The organism is Chengkuizengella marina, assembly GCF_009910845.1.
GTDB lineage: Bacteria > Bacillota > Bacilli > Paenibacillales > KCTC-33759 > Chengkuizengella > Chengkuizengella marina.
Map to the genome: position 1 here is coordinate 131086 of NZ_SIJB01000030.1, position 26519 is coordinate 157604.

Here is a 26519-nt window from a genome sequence, read left to right on the forward strand (position 1 = left end):
GATATATACGTGAAAGGAGTGTGAATATGGACCTAATAACCATTAATATGGACAATTTTTCAGAAGATGAAATACAACAATGTTATGTAAAATTACAAAAAGAAATCACCCTTATACATAAAAAAAATAATCTAAAAAAACAGATTATTAAAATTATGAAAGTGGATAATAATCTTGTTAGTACAGGTGTTTTACCACAATTTCAACTAAATAAACATGCTGCAATGCTTTATCAATCTATAAGTCAATCACTTGCACACTTTATAATCAACGATTTACAAAATATACTTGTTCTTCGGCTTTTGAAAAAGGAGCAGCCTCAATTTGATAAAAATGAAATTTCAAGGTTAAATAAATATTGTTCTGACCTTTTAAACGAATCTTCTCATTCTTCAAATTTCATTAGAAAAAAATATCAAAAAATAGAAGAGCAATTGTATCATTATATTGAAAAAAATACGCAACTGAATTTAGATGCCTTCATTCGTTTTAGATTGCAGTTTTATATTCAAGAACTTAATGATGTCGTTGAATACGCCGTAGAAGAGTATATTAGTGATCAACAATATAAAGAATTTATGTCCTTGTTAAAATCATTTGTTTTTACACAAGAGTATAAAGTACCAACTGTTCACATTATCCATGACGGAGAAAATGATTTTTTAATTTTAGATGATGATTTGAAATGTTTAGATCATGACGATACAAATAATGAAATTTATGATAAAAATTTTGATGATCTGATTATTACTAAATTAGTTTCTTTATCTCCACAAAAAATTGTCATCCATACGAGAAAACCTGAAATGCAAGTCATTCATGTTATAGAGCAAATTTTTGAACAACGTACAATTTTATGCAAAAGATGTAATATGTGTGAGAAGATTCTTTCAAATTATCGTAAAGCACAAAAATAATAATGTAAATGTACTTGACAAAAAGATATCCTTCACTATAATACTATTATAAAAGTTAATAATTTTATAAATAGCCAATATCAAAGACATGAATCATTTTGTCGAATCTGATCAGAGAGAGGTAACCTGGGCTGTAAGTTCCTCCTGAATTTAAATTTGATTTACCACTTTGTAGCTGTGAGAATGAACATGAATTTTAAATAAAGTAGTTCCCACCGAGTTATTCACGTTAAAGAATAGAATGAAGGATCAATATTTTATCGATTGAACTAGGGTGGAACCACGAGCTAAACGCACTCGTCCCTTTTGGGAGGAATGCGTTTTTTTAATGTATAAAAAAGTATGTAAAACGGAGGAAGAATGATATGTCAGTACAAATTACATTTCCTGATGGTGCGAGTCGTTCATATGAAAAAGAGATCAGTATTGAAGACATTGCTGCATCCATCAGTCCAGGGTTAAAGAAGAAAGCTGTTGCTGGAAAAGTAGACGGTAAAGTAGTGGATCTAAGCTTCAATTTAAATGATGATGCTGCGATTGAAATTGTGACATTGGACAGTGAGGAAGGGTTGGAAGTTTATCGTCATAGTACAGCTCATTTAATGGCACAAGCCATTAAAAGAATATATGGTGAGAAAAATGTGAAATTGGGAATAGGTCCTGTTATTGAAAATGGTTTTTATTATGATATTGATCTAGATCAATCCATTACTCCTGAAGATTTGAGTAAAATTGAAAAAGAAATGAAAAAAATTATTAATGAGAATTTAAAGATCACAAGACGAGAAGTAAGTAGAGAAGAAGCATTAAATATATATACTCAGCTGAATGATCCTTTGAAGTTAGAATTAATTCAGGATTTACCAGAGGATTCGGTCATTACAATCTATGATCAAGGTGAGTTTTTTGATTTATGCAGAGGTCCTCATTTACCATCTACAAGTAAGATTAAAGCTTTTAAATTATTAAGTGTTGCGGGTGCATATTGGCGTGGAGATTCAAAAAATAAAATGTTGCAACGTATTTATGGAACAGCATTTCCTAAAAAAGCCGATCTTGATGAACATTTGCACTTATTAGAGGAAGCGAAGAAGCGGGATCACAGAAAACTTGGCAAGGAATTTAAAATGTTTACTTTTTCTCAAGAAGTAGGACAAGGGTTACCATTATGGCTTCCAAATGGTGCTAAGTTAAGAAGAACACTTGAGAGATATATTGTTGATCTGGAGGAAAGATTAGGTTATAACCACGTATATACACCTGTATTAGCTAATGTTGATTTATATAAAACTTCAGGACATTGGGAGCATTACCAAGAAGATATGTTTCCTAAAATGGAACTGGATAATGAAGAATTAGTTTTAAGGCCTATGAACTGTCCACATCACATGATGGTATTTAAAGACGATATGCGCAGTTATCGAGATTTACCTTTGCGAATCGCTGAATTAGGGACAATGCATAGATATGAAATGTCAGGTGCATTAACTGGACTGCATCGTGTAAGAGCAATGACATTAAATGATGCACATATTTTCTGTAGACCAGATCAAATTAAAGAAGAGTTTGCAAGAGTGATTCATTTAATAAGACAAGTGTATAAAGATTTTGGAATTAAAGACTATCGTTTTAGACTTTCATATCGTGATCCGCAAGATAAAGAAAAATATTTCCCGGATGACAACATGTGGGAATTGTCTCAAAAGATGTTACGTGAAGTAGTTGAAGAACTAGAACTTGAGTTTTATGAAGCTGAAGGTGAAGCAGCTTTTTATGGACCAAAATTAGATGTGCAGATTAAAACTGCACTGGGTAAGGAAGAAACCTTGTCCACGGCTCAAATTGATTTCTTATTGCCAGAAAGGTTTGAGTTAGAGTATATTGCTGAGGACGGGAATAAACATCGTCCAGTTGTCATACACAGAGGAATTATCAGTACAATGGAAAGAATGACTGCCTTTTTATTAGAGAATTTTGCTGGTGATTTACCAACATGGTTGGCTCCCGTTCAAGCAAAAGTAATTCCTGTTTCAAATTCTTATGATGAATATGCAAAACATGTAGCAGAAAAACTGCAGCTTGGTGGAATACGAGTGGAGACAGATTTGAGGAATGAGAAATTAGGATATAAAATTCGAGAAGCACAGCTTGAAAAAGTAAAATATATGTTAGTCGTTGGTGAAAATGAGAAAAATTCTGAGAGTGTGTCTGTTCGTGTTCGAGGTCAAGGTGATGTAGGTACAAAATCCATTACTGAGGTGATGAATCAGATCACAGAAGAAGTTGACAATAAAGTGATTAATGAATGATAAGATATATCAATTTATGGAAACAGTAATGAATTCAATCATTACTGTTTCTTTTTTACACTTTAACAATCTATAAATTTTTTTAAATTTTATAGACGTTAATGTTCGTTTTGGCTAATTAGTGTAAAGGTATAATTCATAGTCATTTTGGAAAACCTCCTTTACTAGGGGAGGTTTGTTAAATGTTTTTTAAAAATTTTAGAGTGAAAATGATATCTATCTTATTTTTGCCTATGATTGCATTATTAACCACATCAAGTATTACTCCACAATTACAACAGGTTGAAAGTGACGAAGTATTGGAATATGAAGATTCTTACAATAACGTTTCTGTGATAAATACACAATTAGACTCAACATCATCGACTTATCAAAAAGATTTTATTTTGGAAGAAATAAAAAAAATGAAACAAGAAATCTCAAAAAGAAAACGTGAAAAAGAGATACAAAATGCGAATATAAAAATAAAGAATGAGAAATTAAGTAATTCGGTAGCAATTTTAAGTGAAAACCAAATACGTAAGCAATATCGAGCTGTAGAAGTTATAGCAACTGGATATTATGCTGGAGTAGATTCAACCGGCAAAACGCCTGATCATCCTGAATATGGAATTACATATTCAGGTGTAAAGGTTAGAAGAATGCCTGAATCAGTATCTACAATTGCTGCTGATTTAAACTTATTTCCATTAGGTACAGTTCTCTATATACCAGGTTATGGTTATGGTATTGTGGCAGATATAGGTTCTGCTATCAAGGGCAATGTCATTGATCTATATTTTAACACAAAGGAAGACGTATATAAGTTATGGGGCAAAAAGAAATTAGATGTTTTTATTATTGAGGAAGGTAATGGACGAATTACCGAGGCTATTCTTCAACAGAAAATAGATACCTTTCGAAGTTAATTAATGTTCACAACCCACTAAATTAATATGCATAAAATGTTTTTTATGTGAAATAATACTATCGAATACAACGATTAGTATTGTGGTGGGAGGTGAATTCATAGTGGCTAAAAATAGAAACAACCAAAGAAATCAGAATCAGAATAATCAAAACAATGAGCAGTTTAATGAAGAATTTGCAGAAGAAGTAACTGCTAAGAATACTAAGAAAACAGGTCAGAATGCAAGAAATCAAGAAGCAAATGAGTAAAAGTTCATTTATTTTTTAAGAAAGTGATTTGCATACAGCAAATCACTTTCTTTTTCAGAAATTAGAATTTATATATACTGTCTTGCCTTTAAAGCTTGCCAATCGATGAGTTTTCTTTACAATAAATGATTTGGAGGTAGGAAACATTGAAGCCTATTCAGTCTAAAATCGAAAATAAAGAGGATTTATTTTCAAATATATATAAAGGATTAAAACCTTTACAATTTTCACTTGGAAGCAATTGGGAGTATGACCATGGCTATTTCGACCATGCTTTAGACGATAAGTCACAGGTATGGTTACGTATTCCATTTCAAGTGACGAGTGGACAATTAGATGGAGAAATTGAAAATCAATCCACGATGATTCAAATACGCACTCCATTCGTACTGAAACATGTCTACAATGAAGGATTAGATCAAGAAGCTAGTATCCGTACATATGGAGCTTTATTAGATCAATTTCAAACACCATTGGACAAAGATGCAGAAATTGAAGAAATGTGGATATTAAAAGCGGAAGAACTTATTAAAGAAGTTGAACTTCAAATTTAATTCACAATAAAAATGATTATATACATAAGAAATCTATTATTTTTTTGATCCCGAGACTTTTTACTTCTATTTTATCTATTTTTAAGGTTTATTTAATGTTTATACTGCATGATATAGACAACAATAAATGATATAATGATTTATGTCATTATTCATAAATAAATCTTAATACAACTTAAGGAGGTTTTCTTATGGATGATAATAATAGAGGTAAAAATGATTATAGTGATTTTTTCAGCGAAGATAAGTCGAAAGAAAGAAAAGATCAAGATAAACAAGAGCAAAAAAGTGAATATTATTCATACGGATCATTTAAACCTACTGAACCTATAAAGGAGACAGAATATACATCATATTCATCTAGCAGAGGGCACTCAACAGAGGTGGAAATTAATAAACCAAATGAAATATCTGTTTATAATGCTGAACAAAAAGATGTGCCAAATAATGAATATAACGGATCAGAATGGACATATTCTACTAGGAAAAAGCGATCTTCTTTTAAAGGTATGTTTGCTGCATTTATGGCAGGTGTTGTAGTTGTAGGTGGGCTTATGTTTGCCTCAGATAAAATGAATTTATTTTCATCTGAGACACCTCTATCTGGCCAACCTTCTGTACCTTCAAATGTAATCCCAGCAAATGGTAGTGAAAACCAGGCTTCCATTACATTTCAAAATAGACCAGACAATATAGCAGATATTGTAGAACAAGCTAGTCCTGCAGTAGTGAAAATAGAAACATATAATACAAAGAACAACAGTAACAATCGCAATGATGATATTTTCAGATACTTTTTTGGAGATGATTATAATTCAACACCAAATGGACCGCAGGCTTCTGGATTAGGGTCAGGTTTTATTTTTGACCAAGAGGGATACATTTTAACCAATGAACATGTAGTATCAGGAGCAGATGAGATATATGTAGAGCTTGAAGGATATGAAAATAAATTTGAAGCTGAATTATTAGGTTCATCTTATGATTTGGATCTTGCAGTTTTAAAAATAGAAGGAAGTGAATCCTTTCCAACCTTAGAAATAGGTGACTCTGATCAACTAAGAGTAGGGGATTGGGTAACGGCAATTGGGAATCCAGTAGGATTTGATCATTCTGTGAGTGTAGGTGTTCTTAGTGCAAATGAAAGAGAGATCTCAATTCCTGATTCACAAGGAACAAGAACCTATGAACATTTACTTCAAACAGATGCATCTATTAACCCAGGAAATTCTGGAGGACCTTTGATTAATCTTAATGGAGAGGTTATTGGAATTAATACTGCGGTAAGTACAGATGCTCAAGGAATTGGCTTTGCTATACCGACAAGTACCATAGATGAAGTATTAGATAATTTGAAAAATAATGTATCCATCCCTAAACCGTATATCGGGGTTGGGTTATACGATATAGATGATGAAGTACAGCAAGCATTAAATTTAAAAGACAAAGATGGTGTTTTGATCACTCAAGTTGAAAGACCTAGTCCAGCTTCTCGTGCAGGTATTAAGCCAAATGATGTGATTATTGAATTAAATGGTGAGCCAATTAACAATGCAAATGATCTCATTAATAAAGTAAAGGAAATGAATATTGGTGAGTCAGTCAATTTAACGGTTATAAGAGAAGGTAAGACTTACGAGACAGCAGTTACTATCGGAGATAAAAATGCAAAGTGATGAATGGACGTCTTGTAATCATATAAAAAATGAATAATGAATGTTAAACTTGTAAGAAAGTAGAGTGATAGTGGTGTAAGGCTAACTCTACTTTCTTTTTTAAAGGAAAATTTGTAAAAGTTCATTTTGGTAAAAAAGGAGAGTACGAATGAGGAAAAAAATTTTAATAATTGATGATGATGAAAAAATCACATCTATGTTAAAAAGAAACCTTGCATTTGAAGGTTATATGATACAAACGGCCAATCACGTAAATGATGGTTTAATGATTTTAAGAGATGAAGAGCCTGATCTTTTAATTTTGGACATTATGATGCCTGTAATGGATGGCTGGGAGGTATGCAGAAGAATTCGAGAGGGTGGAAGTCAAATGCCCATCCTTATGTTAACTGCTAAAGACGATGTCAGTGATCGAGTGAAAGGCTTAGATACAGGAGCGGATGATTATTTAGTAAAGCCGTTTGCTTTAGAAGAACTTTTGGCAAGAGTTAGAGCTTTACTTCGTAGAAACCAAGGTGTTGTTGAAGAAGATAAACAACAACTTCAATATGAAGATATCATTCTTGATTTAGACACTAGGGAAGTATTTCGAAATGGAATATCTATAGAGTTAACAACGAAAGAATTTGAGTTGTTGCATTTATTTTTAAGCAATCCTAATAAAGTGCTCTCTCGTGATGTCATCATGGATAAAATATGGGGTTATGATTATAGTGGAGAATCAAATGTAATTGAGGTATACATTGCGTTACTGAGACAGAAAACAGAAGAAAATGGAGAAAAAAGAATCATTCACACAAAAAGAGGGGCGGGTTATGTCCTAAGATAGGTCATACAGAGCTTTTTTATGGTGCTTAGTTGAGGTGAAACTTAATGTCTATTCGTTTACGTTTAACAATGTGGTATACAGGAATTCTAGCCGTGATGATCATTGTGCTTGGCATCGTGTTGTATTTAGTTCTAGCAACCAATTTATTTAACTCAGAAGAAGATAATTTAATAAGTCAAGGTGATGAAGTATATAATGAAATGTTAATTAACTTAGAAAGAACATTTTATTTAGCTCCTGATGGAACACCTGTCATTCAGTATGAACTGCCTAATCTCAACTTTTTGACATCCTCTTCGTATTTATTGCAAGTTGTGAACAGAAAAGGAGTTGTAGAGGATAAGAGCTTTGCTCTATTTGATAATGAAATTCCATTAGATGAGGAAACATTTGAGGCTGTAAAAGATGGAGCCCAAATCATTAAAACAACGAAGATTAATAATGTCTCTTTATTAACACTTTACAAACCAATCGTACAACAGAATGAAGTCATTGGTATTTTGCTAATCGCTACAGTAATTGATGATATTTATTCTTATTTAAATATGTTTCAGTGGATTTATACGATATCTGGTGTAGTTTTAATTGGAATTGCTGCTACTATAGGATTATTTATGGCTCGGAAAACATTAAAGCCCATTGAAAATGTTATATTAGCTGCTAATCAAATTGAAAAAAGTACAGATTTAGATAACCGAATCTTGTATGAAGGGCCTAATGATGAAATAGGGCGATTAATTCATACTATTAACGGTATGTTATCACGTATTCAGGTTATTTATGCAGAATTGGAAGATGCGTATCGTTTGCAAAGAAGGTTTGTTTCGGATGCTTCTCATGAATTAAGAACTCCTTTAACTACAATTAGAGGGAATATTGAATTTTTAGAAAAAATGTGGCAGACCAATAAAGATACTCATCTATCCGATGGAGAAAAAATGAAGCTGACGATGGAATCTGTTGTAGACATTTCTTCAGAAGCAGAAAGAATGAGTAATCTTGTTAATGATTTATTATCTCTAGCTAGGGCTGATGCTGGTTATGAAATGGAAAAAGAGAACATTGCCATTAAACCAGTTTTAGAACAAGTCATAAGAAAAGCACAATTCTTACCTAAGAATGTTGATTTTATAGTTGGAGATTTAGAGATTCTAAACGATAATTTAGTATATGGAAATAACGAGTATTTACAAGAGATGTTGTTTATTTTTATAGAAAATGCCTTTAAATATACTGAAGAGGGCCATGTTGAATTAGAAGTAAAAATTCTAGAAAACCAAGTTGGTATTCATATTTCAGATACTGGAATAGGAATGAACAAAGATGATATTCCTCATATTTTTCAAAGATTTTATCGTGCTGATGTATCTAGAGGGACAAAACCAGGAACAGGTTTAGGATTATCTATTGCAAAGTGGATTATTGACGAACATTACGGATCAGTGGAAGTATATACGAGTTTAGGGTCAGGTACAAAATTTATAATTTGGATTCCTTTGGTTCAATCATATCTAGATGATTAATGCTATAATGAGCATAGGGTTTTATGTGTTTATATTTATTTGAGGTGATATGAAATGGAAGTTATTAAAATCTCCCCTAGGGGTTATTGTTATGGTGTAGTAGATGCTATGGTGCTTGCTATGCAAACAGCTAAAAACTTAGATTTACCAAGGCCTATTTATATATTAGGTATGATTGTTCATAATAAACATGTTACAGATGCTTTTCAAGAAGAGGGTGTGATTACCTTAGATGGGGAAAATCGCCTAGAAATATTAGAAAAAGTGGATAAGGGAACAGTGATTTTTACCGCTCATGGTGTTTCACCAGAAGTTCGCAAAAAAACGAGGGAAAAAGGCTTAACGGTTGTAGATGCTACTTGTCCAGATGTAACAAGAACACATGATTTAATTCGAGAGAAAGCGGCAGAAGGTTATCAAGTCATATACATTGGAAAAAAGGGACATCCTGAACCAGAGGGTGCTATGGGTATTGCTCCTGATCATGTTACTTTAATAGAAAAAGAAGGCGAAATTGATAAGTTAAATGTAAATACGGAGCGTATTATTATCACAAATCAAACTACGATGAGTCAATGGGATATTCGACATATTATTAATCGTTTAATTGAAAAATATCCAACAGCCGAAATCCATAATGAAATTTGCCTGGCTACTCAAGTAAGGCAAGAAGCAGTAGCCAATCAGGCCAGAGACGCTGATTTATTAATCGTTGTGGGTGACCCACGAAGTAATAATTCGAATCGTCTTGCTCAAGTTTCTGAAGAAATATCTGGAGTAAAAGCATACAGAATAGCAGATGTATCAGAATTAAAACAAGAATGGTTGAAACACGTTAGAAATGTAGCAGTCACTTCAGGTGCCTCAACTCCAACGTTGATTACAAAAGAAGTGATAGAATACTTGGAACAATATGATCCAAATGATGAGAATACAAAAGGCATTCATCGCACCATCAATAAAGATAAACTATTGCCTCGTGCAAAAATAAAATCATCAAAGTAAATCAACCATTTTTTACAAGTACCTTGACTAAAGAGGGAAAATGATATATATTAACTTTAATACTTAAAAGCGTATAAGCGTTGAAGCGTATTAGCATATTTAAATGAAAAGTATATAAAAATTTTTGATTTGAAATATAAAAAATTGGGAGTGGAGAAACATGATCGTAATTACATCAAATGCAATAAGCGAAGATCGATTGTCAGAAATCGTAGGACACATTGAAACACAAGGAGTAAAAACACATATATCAAAAGGAACGGATCGTACGGTCATTGGAATTGTGGGAAAAGCAGATCCAATATTAGCAGAACAGATTCGTCAAATGAAAGATGTTGAAGATGTTATAAAAATTACAAAATCATATAAACTTGCAAGTCGTGATTTCCAACCGAATGATACAATCATAGATATTAAAGGTGTTAAAATTGGAGGAGATAACTTAGTAATCATGGGAGGGCCATGTGCAGTTGAATCTGCTGAGCAAATGGATGAAATTGCAGCGATTGTTAAAGCGGCTGGTGGTCAAGTATTGCGTGGAGGTGCCTTCAAACCAAGAACAGGTCCTTATAGTTTCCAAGGGGTTGGAGTAGAGGGACTTGAAATGATGGCTGAAGCAGGAAGAAAACACGGTCTTTTAACGATTACAGAAGTTATGACTCCAGAATATGTAGATGTAATAGCAGAACATGCTGATATTTTACAGATCGGTACACGTAATATGCAAAATTTTGATTTGTTGCGCAAATTAGGAGAAATTGATACACCTGTTTTATTAAAAAGAGGATTTTCTGCTACTTATGATGAGCTTTTAAATGCGGCTGAATATATATTAGCAGGTGGAAATCCAAATGTTATGTTATGTGAAAGAGGAATTCGTACGTTTGAAACTTACACAAGAAATACACTTGATCTAACGGCTATTCCAGTACTCCAACAATTAAGTCATTTACCGGTAATTTCTGATCCAAGTCATGGTACAGGACGTAGGGAGTTAGTTGAAACAATGTCCAAAGCTTCTGTTGCTGCAGGTGCAAATGGGCTGATTGTGGAGATGCATACAGATCCTGATAACTCAATGACAGGTGATGGGGTACAATCATTGTTCCCAGATCAATTTACTTCTCTTTTGCAAGATATCGAAAAGTTAGCTCCGTTATTGGGCAAAAAATTTGATATCATAAAAGAACCTGTATTAAAATAAAACTAGACTTTACCTGAAATAAAATAGTAACAGGACCTATCCCCTATAAGAGACATTTAAAAATCCTATACTCTTTTTAGATGAAGGAATAAATGAACTTGAAGGGGATTTTCATTGATGCTTAAAATAATCAATCTATATCCTAACAGTTGGAAGTTAAATAAAAAGGACTTTAAAAATGGATGTGATTGTAATTAACAAGAAAGTTTTTAGGTTTGTAATATCACTAATAGGTACAATTATCTTACTTTTTACTTTGGTGTTTTTTATAGTTAAAAACATAAATCCAAATGTTCCTATTAGTATGATAAGTAGTAACTTTTTTACAATAAATTTTATATTATTAATTTTTCTATATGTTCCGTTTTATTTTATTTATAAAAAAACGCAAAGTTTTAGTTTGCTTTTTATAATATATATCATACTTTTTTTGTTATTTTATTACTTTGGAATTGCATTTAATAATTTAGATAATTATGGACCTTGACTATAATTTTTTTTAGAAAAATTTTACTTGCTTTAAAGTGAATAGCTATCCTCCCCTCTAAGTAATTAAAAATCCTTTATGATAGTTGAAGGAATAAATGAACTTGGAGGGGATTTTCTCTTCTCAATATAACCTTTTTTTTGATTTATTTGAAATATAAACCAAACCTATGGAGGAAGTGTGAGAATATCTAACATTAAACTTAAAAATACCTTACATGACTATTGACTATCATCATATCAAGTTTTATAATAACTTTAACTTATAAACTTGAACATTAACAGTCAATATATCAGTTAACGTTCGGAAAAATGGCAAATGGGAGGAAATAGGATGTCAGTTCAAAACGTTTTAGATACAATTAAGGAAAAAAACATAGAGTTTGTAGATTTTAGATTTGTGGATTTATCAGGTAAAGCACATCATATTACAGTGCCTGCTTTATCTGTTGGGGAAGATACTTTTACAAACGGAGTAGCTTTTGACGGCTCTTCCATTCCTGGTTTTAGAGGGATTGAGGAATCAGACATGGTGATGATGCCTGATCCTGAAGCTATTTTTGTAGATGAATTTACTGCACATAACACTTTGAACATTATGTGTAACATTTTTTCACCTGATGGAGATCGTTATGATCGTGATCCAAGGAATATTGCTCAAAAAGCAGAAGAATACCTACAATCAACTGGTATTGGTACTTCAGCCTTTTTTGCACCAGAATCTGAATTTTTTATCTTTGATGATGTAAGATTTGAAAGTGGTCAGAATGTTTCTTCTTATTCAGTTGATTCCGACGAAGGGATTTGGAATACTGGACGTGAAGAAGAAGGTGGAAATTTAGGATTTAAAATTCGCAATAAGGGTGGTTATGTACCGGTATCTCCTGCAGACACAACTCAAGACCTACGTAGTGAAATTTGTCGAGTTTTAGAAGAAGCTGGTTTAGTCATTGAACGTCATCACCATGAAGTTGCTACTGCTGGACAACAGGAAATTAACTTCCGTTTCAGCACATTAGTTGATACTGCAGATAATTTAATGAAATATAAATATATTGTTCATAATACAGCAATGAAGTTTGGAAAAACAGCGACATTTATGCCAAAACCTTTGTTTGGAGATAACGGTAGTGGAATGCATGTACATCAAAGTATTTTTAATGGAGATACTCCATTATTTTATGAAAAAGGTGCATATGCAAACATTAGTGAGCTAGGAATGTATTATATCGGAGGTATTTTAAAACATGCTCCTGCCTTAATTGCTTTAACAAATCCTAGTACGAATTCATATAAACGATTAGTTCCTGGATATGAAGCTCCTGTAAACCTTGTATTCTCTAAAGGTAATAGATCAGCAGCTGTTCGTATTCCAGTGGCTGCAGTAACGCCTAAAGGAGCTCGTATTGAGTTCCGTACACCGGATTCAACTGCTAACCCATACCTAGCATTCTCAGCTATGTTAATGGCTGGTTTAGACGGAATTAAAAACAAAATTGACCCTCGTCAAGAAGGTTACGGTCCTTTAGATAAAAACATTTATGAATTATCTGATGTTGAAAAAAATGAAATCCGCAGTGTACCAGCTAATATAGAGGAAGCAATGGATGCTCTTGAAGCAGATTATGATTTTTTAATAGAAGGCGGAGTATTTACAGAAGAATTTATTAAACATTACATTAGTTTTAAGCGTGATGAAGCTAAGGAAATCGCAATACGCACTCATCCACATGAATTTTCTTTATATTATGATTGCTAACAAATAGTTTTGTGAAAAGACCATCTATGACGGTGGTCTTTTTTGGTAGAAAAATTTATTAGAGTATAAAGGTGATTTGATCTCTAGTGGGTATGTCATATTTTATCTTGAACAGAACGTTGAATACTGCTATCATATGCATAAATAATAGAAAAAACTAATAATTAATTCCGTTTGCTAGTTTAATATTCGGAAAAAGGAGTGGATTCCTATTGAGTAACAGAGCTTACAATTTTAACGCAGGTCCAGCAGCATTACCTCTAGAAGTATTGCAAAAAGCACAAGAAGAGTTGGTAGATTATCAAGGCATAGGCATGTCTGTAATGGAAATATCCCACCGAAGCAAAGAGTATGAACAATTAAATGAAGAAACACAAGAATTATTATCAGAACTTTTAAACATCCCATCTGGTTACAAAACTTTATTTTTACAAGGTGGGGCTAGTACACAATTCGCAATGATACCATTAAATTTTTTAAATGCTGGTAAAGTATCAAATTATATTATCACAGGAAGCTGGGGTAAAAAAGCTTTAAAAGAATCCAAGTTAATTGGAGAGACTTTCGTATCAGCTCAGCCAGAAAAATTCTCACACGTCCCTGATATATCTCAACTTCAACTTCAGAATGATAGTGCATATTTACACATAACTTCAAATGAAACCATTGAGGGGATTCAATATCAACAATTTCCGGATACAGGAAGCATACCACTGATAGCAGATATGTCTAGTGATATATTATGCAGACCTATTGATGTATCCCAATTTGCAATGATTTATGCAGGAGCTCAGAAAAATTTAGGTCCATCAGGAGTAACTTTGGTTGTAGTCAGGGAAGATTTATTAGAAGATATTCCTGATCATATTCCAACGATGTTACGATATGATACGCATATTAAAGCAAACTCTTTATATAATACACCACCAGTTTATTCAGTTTATATTGTGAATTTAGTTTTAAAGTGGATAAAAGAAAAAGGTGGGCTTGAACAAATAGAGAAAATAAATCGTGAAAAAACAAAATTGATATATGATGTTATTGATGAGAGTCAAGGATTTTATATTGGTACAGTCGATAAAAAGGATCGTTCCATTATGAATATTCCATTTAGATTAAAGGATGAACATTTAGAAAAGCAGTTTTTGAAACAATCTGAGGAGGACGGTTTTGTTGGTCTGAAAGGTCATCGAAGTGTTGGAGGAATGAGGGCCTCAACTTATAATGCTGTTCCTTTTGAAAGCTGTAAGGCTTTGAGTCAGTTTATGGTCGAATTCCAAAAAAGAAACGGATAAATTGAGGAGTAGATAAAAATGAAAAGGAAGATCGCCTTGAATAATTGGACGTATCTTCCTTTCAACTTTATTTATTTACTTTAATCGTTTTTTATTTAAGCCATCTTATGATTCGTAATTAATTTATTGAGTTTCAAAGGGACCTACACGAGTTATAATACAAGTTGATAATACTGCACTCACTAATACACCCTGAAATGTAATGTTAAATAGTACAATACCTTCTCCAACATCTAATATTTCAACACCAGCCCCTTCGAGTGCAAATAAAGGAATAAGTGCACTTAGACTAACAGTTTCTCCTATATTATTTTTTAATAGTTTTGTAGCTGGATCTTCAATACACTTACATGCAAAATTACTTCTCCTGACAGGAAGCAGCTTAATATTATCTATAATTTCGTCAACTGAAACACCCTTTACTTGAGAAATTGGAAAAGATCCAACTGATGTTTTAACAACACAACCTTTAACATCTATAATTTCAATGGGTTCTATTTCTCCTTGATCATTTACATTAAAGAATTCATTTTCTGTTGTTAATATAGTAGTTTTACCAATGAGCTGTTGTAATATTTTTTTCATTGGTCTTACACAACAGTCACAAACTGTATCTTTTTTTCTATTCATTAAATAACTTCCCCTCCTTCCATAATAATAGAGTATTCATATTCTCTATGAATAGCTTGTGCTTTTGCTCCTGGACAAAAGTGGAAAATTTAAACATATATTATATAATCCTGCCAAAAGCGCTTAGAATAAATCTATATCCCATAAGTAATTAGATTCAATATGTGTTACAATACTCATTAGCTTATTTCATAATAAAGGTGAGGTAATATGATACACATTGTACTAATAGAACCAGAAATTCCATCAAATACAGGTAATATAGGTAGAACATGTGCTGCGACTGGGGCTAGACTTCATTTAGTTCATCCCCTTGGTTTTGAAACAGATAATAAAGCATTAAAAAGAGCGGGATTAGATTATTGGCATGAAGTAGATGTTGAACATCATGAATCTTTTGAAGCCCTACAAGCCAAATATTCAGATCATCGATTTTTCTTTGTAGAAACGAGAACGGATCATTTATATACAGATTTTAAATATCAAGATGGGGATTTTTTTGTTTTAGGAAAAGAATCTGCGGGTTTGCCTAAAGATATGTTAGAAGTCCATAAAGAAACTTGTATAAGATTACCTATGACAGGAGTTGTAAGATCGCTAAATTTATCCAATGTGGCCGCTGTTATTGTTTATGATGCTTTAAGGCAAATCGGCTTTTCAAACATGGATTAGTATAAATTAGTTATAAATTTATAAAATTTGATAAAAATTAGCGAATATAGAAGGAAATTATCGATTTATGTCGAATATTATTCTAGATAAATTTAAAATGAGGTGAAAATATACATGAAGCCAATGGGTGTTGTTCGCAAAGTAGATCAGCTTGGGCGTATCGTATTACCAAAATCATTGCGTAAAAGGTATATGATGAATGAAGGCGACCCAGTAGAAATATTAGTTCAAGGTGATCATATCATTCTGGAAAAATATAAACCTAGATGTGTCTTTTGCACATCTTCTGATAATGTGGTTGAATACAAAGAAAAATACATCTGCTCATCTTGTCTAGGTGAAATGCAACAATTTGTTTAATTAGCAAATATTATAAAAAAACAAACTCCATTGATTAGGAATAATCATTAGAGTTTGTTTTTTTAAAAATTGGATATAGTTAATTTTATAAAACTCTTATAGTCCTTTAGTTTTATCGTCGCTAAACGCTGCAGTTAAAATGGCTGTTAAAAACATTGCAAACACAATCATAACAATCCAAAATGTTGAAGAAAACATGCATAAACCCCCTAAGTAGTAACATAAACAATTAAATCTATTATACCCAAGTAAGTATAAAAAACCAATCTGAAATTTCGAATTTTTATTGAATGTTCACCTAACCTTTAAACAAAAGGCATATCTTATCCACTTATTTAAAAAATAAAAAATGAGTGGACAATGGTCTTAAGTTTCCATCACTAGGTTGGTTGATAATACTGTGATTTAATACGAATGAAGTAGAGCCGCCTCCATCAAGGTTATAAGCATCAATCACCCCTAATTCCATTAATTTATCCTGCATTTCTATTAATGAAGCGCCATAATTACCTTGGGTATCTTGACCTTCAGTTACTAAAAATAACAAGTGATCATTTTTATAATTGGCAATTACGGTACGAGCTGCCCTTTTAGGTGAAGTTAACCATTTTTGTGGAATGGTTTGTTTAATTTGGTTTTGAATTAAAATCGGGACAAAAGTAGCACCAAACTTCGGTTGAAGTTGATCTAAGTCAGATTTTTGATAAAACTTACCCCCAATTAATTTTCCATTATCATTGATACCTACAAAAAATAAGTCTTTAAAACTTGCTTCGAAGCCTGTAACATAATTACCATCCACAATCGTGGTGCTTAAAGGATAACGTTTTCCTGTGCGAAAATCATCAGCAAATCCTCCTGCATTGATTCCTGCGATGGCTCCAGTTCTTTGGACAGCTTGTAAAGTAGTTTCGCTTTTACCAAGTTCATTTTTAGCTAATACCATATCCATACCTTCCATAGATTTAAGCTCAACTTTTAGTGCATGACCTCTATAATGATCTTCAACGATATTAAATAACTTCAAATCAATTTTATCTGATTGAATATGTTTAATAGGTGACCCTAATTTGCTTAGAATTCTTTTATCATATATGATTCCGGGTTTATTTACCTGTGCAGAAGCTACATGAACCAGTTGATTTGCAGTATCAGCACTTTTATTATAGATTTCAAACAAGTTAGAAAGGGAGGAATGAATTCCATCGATTTGGATTTTGGCTTCATTTAAATCTAATAACATTCCCTCTGATTGTTCTTTAATAGAAACAATTGATACAGATGGTAATCGTGATTCAGAAATGTTAATTTGAATAGTTGAAATACATAACAAAATGAAAACACCTAAAAAAGGAGCGATAGCTAACATGATTGTTTTATTTATATATGTATATTTCATTTAATAAGGTCCAATTCTTGTTGCAATTTGATTAACTGATCTTCTAATTGGAGTAGTTGAGAATAAAGTTGATTACTGTTGTCTGTTTGGTCACTCGTACTGTCCTTAGTGAAATTTAATAATTCATTAAAGGAATTAATTTGCTCTTGAAGTGTTTCAATATCTATCAGAATGTTGTTTTTCATATCATTAATTTGTTCATTAACATCTGATTGTACATTTGAAAGTTGAATTTCCATTTGATTTGACAAATCTGATACTATTTGTTGTTTTAAATGTTCGATGTACATTTTGCTACCAAATACTCCACTGCTGATTAAAAGTGTCCAAAGCATGAAAAATGGGATGAAACGAAGCCATTTATTTCTTTTCTTTTTTTTCTCATTCATCAGTTACTTCACCTCGATGTCTTTGATTTTAAGTAAGTTCTATTTACTAGTATACTAGATTTTTATCACACCAAAAAGTGTAGAATAATCAGAAACATAGAATCATAAGCATTTTAGAGGACCCCAAAGTTGAAATACACTGAATTGCTAGTTTCATAGGGGTTGGTTAAATTTTAGGGGTACAAAAGAATATTTTACTAGTACTTATGCGGTTTCTTTGAAAAAAACCTTTACTTATCCAATTCATTACCTTATAATCCTATGTAAATACTCGGAATTACTTGGGGTGTAGCTTATGGGATTTGGAATAGAGATGACTATACTTGGACTCGTTGTTGGATTTTTAGTAGGATTAACTGGAGTAGGCGGAGCTGCATTATTAACTCCAATTATGATTATGCTCGGTGTCCCTGCAACGATCGCAGTGGGAACTGATTTGTTTTATAATGCAATTACAAAAATGTTTGGAGCTATCCAGCATTTTAGACAGAAAACGATTAATTTGAAACTAGTTAAATTTTTTGCTATAGGCAGTATACCAGGAGCAATAACCGCCATTGGTGTGCTCCAATTGTTTGAGAATTTTTTTCAAAATCAAGAATCAATTATTAGAACGGCTTTAGGAGTGATGTTAATTATCATCGCTTTGGCCACTATTTTCAGACAAATCTTTGATAAAAAATGGAGAGAAAACCGTTGGCAGAAGAAACCACTTGAAGAGAAAAAGATGCTAACCATTGCAATTGGTTTTATTTTGGGATTTGTGGTTGGATTAACTTCAATAGGTTCAGGTTCTCTTTTTGCTTTAGCACTAATTTATCTATATAGATTAAAGGGTTCAGAAATTGTAGGTACAGATATTGCACATGCTTTATTATTAGTCTCAGTTGCAGGGTTTTTACATGCAGGATTAGGCAATGTAGATTATCTTCTAACCTTAAATTTATTATTAGGATCAATTCCCGGTGTGTTAATTGGCAGCACGTTATCAGCGAAAGTACCTACCAAACCATTAAGAACTATTTTAGCCACCATTATATTATTAAGTGGAATAAAAATGATATAAATTAAAAACACTGATAAAAAGTAAACTAACTTGTCAGTGTTTTTTTGTGCGTATAAATACAAGAAAGGAAGAAAAAATTTGGATATGTTATACGATTGTATCATTATTGGTGGTGGAATTGCTGGATTACAAGCTGCTATACAATTAGGAAGATATGAACACGATGTTCTTGTTATTGATAAAGGTGAGGGAAGATCAACTTTATGTAAAGGATATCATAATTTATTAGGGTGGCCCAATGGTATTTCCGGTTCAAAACTTAGGGAACTTGGTAAAAACCATGCTGAAAGTTTAGATGTTGAATTTTTGCAGGGAGAGGTGATTCAAGCAGAAAAAAAGTCTGAACAATTTCATATTTCTTTAAAGGATCAGAAACAAGTATATAAAGGGAAGACTATACTGCTAGCAACTGGAATTTTAGATCGTATGCCTCATTTTCCAAATTTGATTTCATGTTTAGGATTATCTGTTTACGTATGCCCAGATTGTGACGGTTATGAAGTGAAAAATAAAAAAACCATTATATTAGGATCTGGTGAGGTTGGTGCTAACATGGCATTTACTTTAAAACAATGGACGGATGAACTAGTTTATATCAATCATGAACAAAAACAGATTAGTTCAAACACTAGAAAAAAATTAGATGAGACTAAGGTTTATTATATAGAGGAGCCTTTTGAAGAAGTGTTGGAAACTAGAGGGATGATTTATGGTGTTGTTTTAATGAGTGGAGAAGTGATCCATTGTGAAAGAGGTTTTATAGCTTTTGGCGGAAATGACGTAAAATCCTCTCTGGCATCTCAAATGGGTGTTGAGAGGCAAGAAAACAAACATATTATAACCGATCCACGAACAAAAATGACAAGTGTAAAACATGTATGGTCAGCAGGAGATGTGAATGTGCACTCAGAACAAGTATCGATTGCTATGGGAGAAGGCTCGCAGGCAGCGATATGGATACATAAATCATTGGTGAATAATTCCTATTGACTATTGACACTCTAATAGATGTAGTTCATTAAATCCCCTTTTGATCACGAAGCAACTAGAGGGGGCGATTTCGGCATCGAATATTGCACTCACATTTGAAGTCCGGTGCTCATGTAAGCAATCACTACACTCCGCTCCGCTCCGGCTTCTGCATGTTCGCACAATCTTCTCGGTGTTGAAAACGAAATTTATTGAACACTCACTAATAGTGCCTATCCCAGTTAGGTACCATAAATTTTAAGGAGGTATGAAAATGCATAACGAAAATCAAGAGGAAGAAAATGTACAATTGAATAACAATGAGCAATCTCCAAAACAGAAGGATGATGAAGCAATTCAAACTTTAAAAGCAGAAATTGAAGAAAATGATGAAAATCCTAGAGATTGTTAGTGCTTTTCCTAAAATCAAACATTTAAAAGAAACATAAATTTCTCGTCAACATCCTCTTACTTATTGCATAAATATTATTACGAATCATTTTTTTCCTTTCGTAATTGTTACCTATTTATTGCAATGCCCATGATGAGTTGGGAGGAGTGAAACATGGATATATTTAAGAGGATCACTAGCCATCGGGCAGATGAGGAGAAGTTGAATTGGTCTGGCACCTTCAAGGATTACATCGACATTGTTCGTCAAAACCCTAAAGTATCAAGAACTGCTCATGCAAGAGTATATGATATGATTGCTTCACATGGCGTGACAGAAAAGAATGGAAAGAGAATATATAAATTTTTTGAAAAAGAAATTTTTGGATTAAATAAAACTTTAGAAAAATTAACAGAAGAGTATTTTCATTCAGCTGCACGTAGATTAGATGTAAGAAAAAGAATATTGTTGCTTATGGGTCCTGTGAGTGGAGGAAAATCCACACTTGTGATGATGTTAAAACGTGGATTAGAACAATACTCACGTACGGATGAAGGGGCGCTGTATGGAATTAAAGACTGCCCTATGTACGAAGAACCTTTACATCTAATCCCTCATGAACTCAGACCAGACATTGAAAAAGAATTGGATGTAAGAATTGAAGGTAATTTATGCCCATCATGTCAAATGCGTTTAAGAACTAAGTACAATGGAGTCATTGAGAACGTTGAAGTTGAAAGAATCACATTATCAGAGGATAAGCGTGTTGGGATTGGTACTTTTAGTCCATCTGATCCAAAATCTCAAGATATCGCAGATTTAACAGGCAGTATAGACTTTTCTACCATTACTGAATTTGGATCTGAATCCGACCCTAGAGCATATCGTTTTGATGGGGAACTGAACAAGGCAAATCGAGGAATGATGGAGTTTCAAGAAATGTTGAAATGTGATGAGAAATTTTTATGGAATTTACTTTCACTCACACAAGAAGGGAATTTTAAAGCAGGTAGATTTGCATTAATATCAGCAGATGAATTGATTGTTGCTCATACAAATGAATCAGAATATAAAGCGTTTATATCTAACAAAAAAAATGAAGCACTTCAATCTAGAATGATTATTATGCCTGTTCCTTATAATTTACAAGTTACTCAAGAAGAAAAAATCTATCATAAATTAATTAATCAAGGGGATGTTGGTCACATTCATATTGCACCTCATACTTTAAAAACAGCTAGTATTTTTTCCATTCTAACAAGATTAAAAGAAACGAAAAAACAAGGTATGGATTTCATTAAAAAAATGAGGATGTATGACGGTGAATCTGTTGAAGGGTTTAAAGATGCTGACTTAAAAGAAATGCAAAATGAGTATGATGAAGAGGGAATGACAGGAATTGATCCTAGGTATGTCGTCAATCGAATTTCAAGTGCGCTCATACGGCAGGATATAAACTGTATAAATGCACTGGATGTGCTCAGATCATTGAAAGATGGATTAGACCAACATTCTTCTATCACTAAAGAAGAAAAAGAGCGTTATCTGAATTTCATTTCATTAGCTAGAAAAGAGTACGATGAACTCGCTAAAAAAGAATTACAAAAAGCCTTTGTTTATTCATTTGAGGAATCAGCTAAAACATTATTTGAGAATTATTTAGACAATATAGAAGCATTTTGCAATCAAAATAAAATAAAAGATCCGATTACAGATGAAGAGCTAGAGCCTGATGAACGTTTGATGAGATCCATAGAAGAGCAGATAGGCATCTCAGAAAACGCTAAAAAGGCATTTCGTGAGGAAATCTTGATTCGAATGTCTTCTTACTCTAGAAAAAATATTAAATTTAATTATAGTAGTCATGAACGTTTAAAGGAAGCGATCGAGAAGAAATTATTTGCTGATCTAAAAGATATTGTAAAAATTACAACTTCAACGAAAACACCAGATGAAAAACAACTGAAAAAAATTAATGAAGTATCTAAAAGATTAATTGAAGAACATGGGTATTGCTCTATATGTGCAAATGAAATGTTAAGATATGTTGGTAGTTTATTAAATCGATAAATAAACAATAGATGTACAAAGAAGAATATTAAAAGAACCGTTCGAAGATTTTTGGACGGTTCTTTTGCTTATTGTAAACAGTTCTTCAGTCTATTGTAACTTGAGGTTCATTTTAGTTAACGATGATTCTTTTTTTATATAAAGTTAAAACTTTCTTTACTTTTATGGAAATATTTACAAAAAATAATTTTCAATTGATATTGCGGTGGATTTACACTAACAAAACTCCTATACGATATGATTGTTGTTCATATTCAACAATGATTAATATTCAATGGGAGGCCTAATTATGAAAAAATGGATTTTGATGTTAAGTTTTATTTTTACAATGTTGAGTATTATTCCAAACAATGTGTCTAATGCAAGTGACAGTTACACTGATGATTTTAAATTATTACAACATAATGTCTTATTATTACCAACGTATTTGGCTAGTTGGGGACAACAAGAGCGTGCAAATTTAATTGGCGAAGCCGATTATGTGAAAGGTCATGATGCTATTATACTTAATGAATTATTTGACAATAAAGCTTCTGATGTTTTGCTTTCCAAACTTGACGAAGAATATACTTACCAAACACCTGTTATGGGGCGAAGTAATAGTGGATGGGATGAAACGTTAGGTTCTTATTCTAATTTTGTTCCAGAAGATGGAGGAGTATCTATTGTAAGCAAATGGCCAATTGAAGAACAAATCCAATATATTTATAAAAATGGCTGCGGAGTTGATTATTATTCAAATAAAGGATTTGTGTATGCGAAAATACAAAAGAACGATCGCTTTTATCACATTATAGGAACACATGCACAAGCGAACGATACAGGTTGTGGTTATGGCGAAGCTGAATCTGTTCGAAGCACACAATTTCAAGAGATGAGAGATTTTATTATAGATAAAAATATTCCTGTCGAAGATATTGTACTTATGGGTGGAGATTTCAATGTGAACAAGGAGAACGATCAAGAATATACCTTGATGCTTGAAACATTAAATGTAGTTCCTCCAGATGAATTTACAGGTCATTCATCTACATTTGATTATGGAACGAACAGTATTCTTGCCTATGGACATTCTAATTCTGATCCTCAGTATTTAGACTATATCTTTGTTGAAAAAGACCATGCACATCCCGCTTTATGGGTAAATGAAGTACTAAATGTTAAATCTCCTACATGGACAGCAATTATTAACGACTACAATGATTATTCTGATCACTATCCAGTTGCTTCATATTCAAGGTGAAAAAATTGTGATCCAAACTTTGATTCTTTGAGTTTTAACATACAATTAATGATCAGACTCACCAGTCACTGGTGAGTCTGAAAATCGTATTGCTCAGATACTTGTTTTTTTGGTCGTCCTATTTGATTCATTAATCCAATTTCTTTTCTTTTATGCCGAATGATAGGCACTGTCAGATGTGGGAAGAATTTCTCCACTAGCATTTTATCCGAATAGGATTGATAGTGTCGCTTAAGTGTTTCAATATCGATCTTAGTCCACTTATAAGGCTTGTTTCGTTCCAGTTTTGATAATTTAATACCCATTCTTTCAATTTTCTTTCGAACTCCCTGCTCTGATCTACCTAATAGTTGTGCGATTTCTTCAACAGCCATTTTGTCTATATTATTTGTAATAAACTTAATTTCGTGAATAGTAAATCGTTTATCTTTATTTTTAAGCATATTGCATTCTCCTTTCAAACGATATTCAATAAATCAATGATTGCTTTAACCCTTAATTTCATGCTCACATATATGGTTATTCTAAGATAAATTGAAAACGTTTCCAATTTTAAAAATAAAAACCTCATTTCAGTCATCTTCACAAGTTCATTTTACAATAGGAATGTGTCATGCATGTGTCAATCCATTATTTGATGTTATCTGACAATAAGAAATGAGCATATGTTATGTTTAACCTTGTAATTTGACAGAAGGAAATACAAGGTCTAAGCTAAAGTTGTAGTATTACATTCTATTATTATTAAAGTTTTAAATTATTAATATAATAAATGAATTCGATTTCGTAAGCAACTGGAGGTGAGTAGTAAGTTGAATAAAAAAATACCTATTTTAGTCCAATTAATGTTAGTTTTTTCGACGATATTGCTCATCACAGTTAGTTTAATTAGTTACTTTTCAATTCGAAATTCATCTGAAGTTGTTTTAATAAAAACTTCACAGTATTTACAGGAGTCTGTTATCCAACTAAAAGGGAAAATTGATGTGAATCTATTGGAGTTTGATAAGGTATCACAGACGGTTGCATTTCATCCAATTGTACAGGATTATCTCTTGGATATACATAAAGGAGATATTCCTACACAAAATAGATTTGAAATAAATAATATTATTGGAGAACAGAGTCGTTTTATAAAAGAAGATTATATTATCCACGTCATTGATAGTGTTGGAGATGATTACTTTGAAAATAACACTTTATATTTAAATCAAGATCTAAATGAATTAATGGAAAATAGATGGTTTAATAAAGTAAATGAGCACAGCGGAAGAATGGTATGGGTTGCTGGAGATGCTTGGAGAGACGAAGAAGTATTGCCTAGTGTAATTGGTGCAAGACAAATTAATGATTTAGATCACTTAGAACCAATCGGATATTTGTTCACAGTGTTTCCTATTGAAACTTTAAAAAGACTTGTTGGAGAAGTTAACTTTGGTGCAAGTGGAAAAGTGCAAATTGTAGATAACGAAGGTTACGTCATTTATTCTGAAGATAAAAGCCAAATAGGGACACAAGTCGACGAAGGTTTGCTTAATGAAATGTTGAACCATCCTAATGATATGATTGATTGGGAAATCGATGGGGACAAAACATACATTTCTCATGCTCAATCTGAATATGCTGAATGGACATTTATGGTTTATGTAGATATTGAGGAGGCATTTAAAGATTTAAAAAGTATCGAGAATAATTTGTTGATCATTGGATTGACAGGTGTGATTACAGCACTGGTTTTTACATTGTTTTTTTCATGGTCATTGTCCAAACCAATTAGGAAGCTTGCTTCTAGATTTAATCAGATAGAACAAGGAGCATTAGAACCTTATAAAGGAATCATGGGGAACAGAGAAGTATACATGCTGTATAAAAGCTACAATCAGATGCTTCAAAATTTAAATAAAACAGTGAAGGATTTATCAGATAAACAAATTAGTGAAAAACATGCACAGTTGATTGCTTTGAAAGCTCAATTTAAACCTCATTTTTTATATAACACTTTAAATACAATTTATTGGGAATTAATTAATGAGGGTCAATATAATACAGCAAACATGGTCTTAAGCTTAAGTGATTTGTTACGTTACAGTATTCAGCCTGGATCTGAGTTGGTTACGATTGATGAGGACTTAAAACATTTGAATCATTTCCTTGATATTTTAAAAGCCAGATATGGAGAGAAACTTAAGGTAAACATAGAGATAAATCCTGAATCTATATTATCCACTTATATCATGAAGCTTTTGTTACAACCATTAGTGGAAAATGCCATTTCACATGGATTGGAGCCAAAGAGAGTACCAGAGTGGATGATCAATATTCATATTTATAGAATTGAAAACCATGTATGTTTTATAGTAGAAGACAATGGAATTGGAATGTCAGAAGAGGACATGAAGAAATTCGAGGAGGTTCAAAGCCATGCAGAGATGAATGATCAAAATATCATGCATTCTGGAATAGGGTTGTCTAACCTCAAATATAGAATTCAATTAGTTTATGGAAAAAGTTATGGTTTACATCTTTCAAAAAGTAATTTAGGTGGTTTAAAAGTTCAAATTAAACTTCCTTTAAAAAAAGATAAAAGTTAAAACAAAGCGTTTTTATTTACGATT

General features: G+C 32.4%; 24 protein-coding genes. 20 read left to right on the forward strand and 4 right to left on the reverse strand.

Features of this window, described 5'->3' with window-relative positions:
• The first annotated feature begins 26 nt into the window (after positions 1–26).
• The 12 genes from ytxC (at position 27) to serC (ending at position 14715) form a co-directional block, all read left to right on the forward strand.
• Entirely contained in the window at positions 27–917 is an 891-nt protein-coding gene (gene ytxC / locus ERL59_RS15240) for a putative sporulation protein YtxC (protein WP_160647087.1), read from the forward strand.
• Positions 918–1282: 365 nt separating this feature from the next.
• Positions 1283–3226, forward strand: a complete 1944-nt coding sequence (gene thrS / locus ERL59_RS15245; protein WP_160647088.1) for a threonine--tRNA ligase — start codon at positions 1283–1285, stop codon at positions 3224–3226.
• 182 nt (positions 3227–3408) lie between these two features.
• Positions 3409–4134 carry a 3D domain-containing protein gene (locus tag ERL59_RS15250; RefSeq protein ID WP_235929916.1) on the forward strand — a complete coding sequence of 242 codons (726 nt, stop codon included), beginning with the start codon at positions 3409–3411 and terminating at the stop codon, positions 4132–4134.
• Positions 4135–4237: 103 nt separating this feature from the next.
• On the forward strand, positions 4238–4384 hold the full coding sequence (locus ERL59_RS15255) for a hypothetical protein (protein ID WP_160647089.1): 147 nt from the start codon (positions 4238–4240) through the stop codon (positions 4382–4384).
• Between the two features lie 146 nt (positions 4385–4530).
• Complete coding sequence (locus tag ERL59_RS15260; protein WP_160647090.1) at positions 4531–4938, forward strand: YugN family protein; 408 nt, start codon at positions 4531–4533, stop codon at positions 4936–4938.
• A 191-nt stretch (positions 4939–5129) separates the two neighbouring features.
• Positions 5130–6614, forward strand: coding sequence for a S1C family serine protease (locus tag ERL59_RS15265; RefSeq protein ID WP_160647091.1), 1485 nt, complete (start codon positions 5130–5132; stop codon positions 6612–6614).
• 148 nt (positions 6615–6762) lie between these two features.
• Complete coding sequence (locus tag ERL59_RS15270) at positions 6763–7443, forward strand: response regulator transcription factor (protein ID WP_160647092.1); 681 nt, start codon at positions 6763–6765, stop codon at positions 7441–7443.
• A 44-nt stretch (positions 7444–7487) separates the two neighbouring features.
• The gene (locus ERL59_RS15275) at positions 7488–8966 is read left to right on the forward strand and encodes a sensor histidine kinase (protein ID WP_160647093.1); all 1479 of its coding nucleotides are present in this window, start codon (positions 7488–7490) and stop codon (positions 8964–8966) included.
• 54 nt (positions 8967–9020) lie between these two features.
• A complete protein-coding gene (locus tag ERL59_RS15280) occupies positions 9021–9971 on the forward strand; it encodes a 4-hydroxy-3-methylbut-2-enyl diphosphate reductase (RefSeq protein WP_160647094.1) in 951 nt (316 codons plus the stop codon).
• A 160-nt stretch (positions 9972–10131) separates the two neighbouring features.
• Complete coding sequence (aroF, locus tag ERL59_RS15285) at positions 10132–11175, forward strand: 3-deoxy-7-phosphoheptulonate synthase (protein WP_160647095.1); 1044 nt, start codon at positions 10132–10134, stop codon at positions 11173–11175.
• Between the two features lie 820 nt (positions 11176–11995).
• On the forward strand, positions 11996–13420 hold the full coding sequence (gene glnA, locus ERL59_RS15290) for a type I glutamate--ammonia ligase (RefSeq protein WP_160647096.1): 1425 nt from the start codon (positions 11996–11998) through the stop codon (positions 13418–13420).
• Positions 13421–13632: 212 nt separating this feature from the next.
• A complete protein-coding gene (serC, locus tag ERL59_RS15295; protein ID WP_160647097.1) occupies positions 13633–14715 on the forward strand; it encodes a 3-phosphoserine/phosphohydroxythreonine transaminase in 1083 nt (360 codons plus the stop codon).
• A gap of 123 nt (positions 14716–14838) precedes the next feature.
• On the opposite strand, the gene ERL59_RS15300 is transcribed toward serC, so the two are convergent.
• Positions 14839–15345 carry a hypothetical protein gene (locus ERL59_RS15300; RefSeq protein WP_160647098.1) on the reverse strand — a complete coding sequence of 169 codons (507 nt, stop codon included), beginning with the start codon at positions 15343–15345 and terminating at the stop codon, positions 14839–14841.
• Between the two features lie 210 nt (positions 15346–15555).
• Here ERL59_RS15300 and trmL point away from each other — a divergent pair, with 210 nt between their 5' ends.
• On the forward strand, positions 15556–16017 hold the full coding sequence (gene trmL, locus ERL59_RS15305) for a tRNA (uridine(34)/cytosine(34)/5-carboxymethylaminomethyluridine(34)-2'-O)-methyltransferase TrmL (protein ID WP_160647099.1): 462 nt from the start codon (positions 15556–15558) through the stop codon (positions 16015–16017).
• Between the two features lie 114 nt (positions 16018–16131).
• The gene (locus tag ERL59_RS15310; protein ID WP_160647100.1) at positions 16132–16377 is read left to right on the forward strand and encodes an AbrB/MazE/SpoVT family DNA-binding domain-containing protein; all 246 of its coding nucleotides are present in this window, start codon (positions 16132–16134) and stop codon (positions 16375–16377) included.
• Positions 16378–16708: 331 nt separating this feature from the next.
• Here the strand turns inward: ERL59_RS15310 and ERL59_RS15315 are convergent, their stop codons facing one another.
• On the reverse strand, positions 16709–17776 hold the full coding sequence (locus ERL59_RS15315; RefSeq protein ID WP_235929917.1) for a phosphodiester glycosidase family protein: 1068 nt from the start codon (positions 17774–17776) through the stop codon (positions 16709–16711).
• A complete protein-coding gene (locus ERL59_RS15320) occupies positions 17773–18165 on the reverse strand; it encodes a hypothetical protein (RefSeq protein WP_160647101.1) in 393 nt (130 codons plus the stop codon). Before ERL59_RS15320 ends, ERL59_RS15315 begins: the two co-directional genes overlap by 4 nt.
• Positions 18166–18460: 295 nt before the next feature.
• Between ERL59_RS15320 and ERL59_RS15325 the strand changes: the two genes are divergently transcribed.
• From ERL59_RS15325 to sph, 5 genes are all read left to right on the forward strand, one after another.
• Positions 18461–19231, forward strand: coding sequence for a sulfite exporter TauE/SafE family protein (locus tag ERL59_RS15325; protein ID WP_235929918.1), 771 nt, complete (start codon positions 18461–18463; stop codon positions 19229–19231).
• Between the two features lie 84 nt (positions 19232–19315).
• Complete coding sequence (locus ERL59_RS15330; protein WP_160647127.1) at positions 19316–20221, forward strand: NAD(P)/FAD-dependent oxidoreductase; 906 nt, start codon at positions 19316–19318, stop codon at positions 20219–20221.
• A gap of 253 nt (positions 20222–20474) precedes the next feature.
• A complete protein-coding gene (locus ERL59_RS15335) occupies positions 20475–20612 on the forward strand; it encodes a hypothetical protein (RefSeq protein ID WP_160647102.1) in 138 nt (45 codons plus the stop codon).
• A 153-nt stretch (positions 20613–20765) separates the two neighbouring features.
• Entirely contained in the window at positions 20766–22661 is a 1896-nt protein-coding gene (locus ERL59_RS15340) for a PrkA family serine protein kinase (RefSeq protein ID WP_160647103.1), read from the forward strand.
• 274 nt (positions 22662–22935) lie between these two features.
• Complete coding sequence (sph, locus tag ERL59_RS15345) at positions 22936–23904, forward strand: sphingomyelin phosphodiesterase (RefSeq protein ID WP_160647104.1); 969 nt, start codon at positions 22936–22938, stop codon at positions 23902–23904.
• Positions 23905–23969: 65 nt separating this feature from the next.
• Here sph and ERL59_RS15350 read toward each other — a convergent pair whose 3' ends face one another.
• Complete coding sequence (locus tag ERL59_RS15350) at positions 23970–24347, reverse strand: hypothetical protein (RefSeq protein WP_160647105.1); 378 nt, start codon at positions 24345–24347, stop codon at positions 23970–23972.
• 369 nt (positions 24348–24716) lie between these two features.
• Between ERL59_RS15350 and ERL59_RS15355 the strand changes: the two genes are divergently transcribed.
• The gene (locus tag ERL59_RS15355; protein ID WP_160647106.1) at positions 24717–26495 is read left to right on the forward strand and encodes a sensor histidine kinase; all 1779 of its coding nucleotides are present in this window, start codon (positions 24717–24719) and stop codon (positions 26493–26495) included.
• Positions 26496–26519 lie beyond the last annotated feature (24 nt).

Excerpts from the sequence above, each read along its gene's own strand:
- glnA (WP_160647096.1), top strand. The coding sequence starts at position 11,996 with ATGTCAGTTCAAAACGTTTTAGATACAATTAAGGAAAAAAACATAGAG.
- ERL59_RS15350 (WP_160647105.1), bottom strand. The coding sequence starts at position 24,347 with ATGCTTAAAAATAAAGATAAACGATTTACTATTCACGAAATTAAGTTT.
- ERL59_RS15270 (WP_160647092.1), top strand. The coding sequence starts at position 6,763 with ATGAGGAAAAAAATTTTAATAATTGATGATGATGAAAAAATCACATCT.
- sph (WP_160647104.1), top strand. The coding sequence starts at position 22,936 with ATGGGAGGCCTAATTATGAAAAAATGGATTTTGATGTTAAGTTTTATT.
- ERL59_RS15300 (WP_160647098.1), bottom strand. The coding sequence starts at position 15,345 with ATGAATAGAAAAAAAGATACAGTTTGTGACTGTTGTGTAAGACCAATG.
- trmL (WP_160647099.1), top strand. The coding sequence starts at position 15,556 with ATGATACACATTGTACTAATAGAACCAGAAATTCCATCAAATACAGGT.
- ERL59_RS15275 (WP_160647093.1), top strand. The coding sequence starts at position 7,488 with ATGTCTATTCGTTTACGTTTAACAATGTGGTATACAGGAATTCTAGCC.
- ERL59_RS15325 (WP_235929918.1), top strand. The coding sequence starts at position 18,461 with ATGGGATTTGGAATAGAGATGACTATACTTGGACTCGTTGTTGGATTT.
- ERL59_RS15330 (WP_160647127.1), top strand. The coding sequence starts at position 19,316 with ATGTTATACGATTGTATCATTATTGGTGGTGGAATTGCTGGATTACAA.
- ytxC (WP_160647087.1), top strand. The coding sequence starts at position 27 with ATGGACCTAATAACCATTAATATGGACAATTTTTCAGAAGATGAAATA.
- ERL59_RS15280 (WP_160647094.1), top strand. The coding sequence starts at position 9,021 with ATGGAAGTTATTAAAATCTCCCCTAGGGGTTATTGTTATGGTGTAGTA.
- ERL59_RS15315 (WP_235929917.1), bottom strand. The coding sequence starts at position 17,776 with ATGAAATATACATATATAAATAAAACAATCATGTTAGCTATCGCTCCT.
- ERL59_RS15310 (WP_160647100.1), top strand. The coding sequence starts at position 16,132 with ATGAAGCCAATGGGTGTTGTTCGCAAAGTAGATCAGCTTGGGCGTATC.
- thrS (WP_160647088.1), top strand. The coding sequence starts at position 1,283 with ATGTCAGTACAAATTACATTTCCTGATGGTGCGAGTCGTTCATATGAA.
- ERL59_RS15265 (WP_160647091.1), top strand. The coding sequence starts at position 5,130 with ATGGATGATAATAATAGAGGTAAAAATGATTATAGTGATTTTTTCAGC.
- ERL59_RS15340 (WP_160647103.1), top strand. The coding sequence starts at position 20,766 with ATGGATATATTTAAGAGGATCACTAGCCATCGGGCAGATGAGGAGAAG.
- ERL59_RS15335 (WP_160647102.1), top strand. The coding sequence starts at position 20,475 with ATGCATAACGAAAATCAAGAGGAAGAAAATGTACAATTGAATAACAAT.
- ERL59_RS15250 (WP_235929916.1), top strand. The coding sequence starts at position 3,409 with ATGTTTTTTAAAAATTTTAGAGTGAAAATGATATCTATCTTATTTTTG.
- aroF (WP_160647095.1), top strand. The coding sequence starts at position 10,132 with ATGATCGTAATTACATCAAATGCAATAAGCGAAGATCGATTGTCAGAA.
- ERL59_RS15320 (WP_160647101.1), bottom strand. The coding sequence starts at position 18,165 with ATGAATGAGAAAAAAAAGAAAAGAAATAAATGGCTTCGTTTCATCCCA.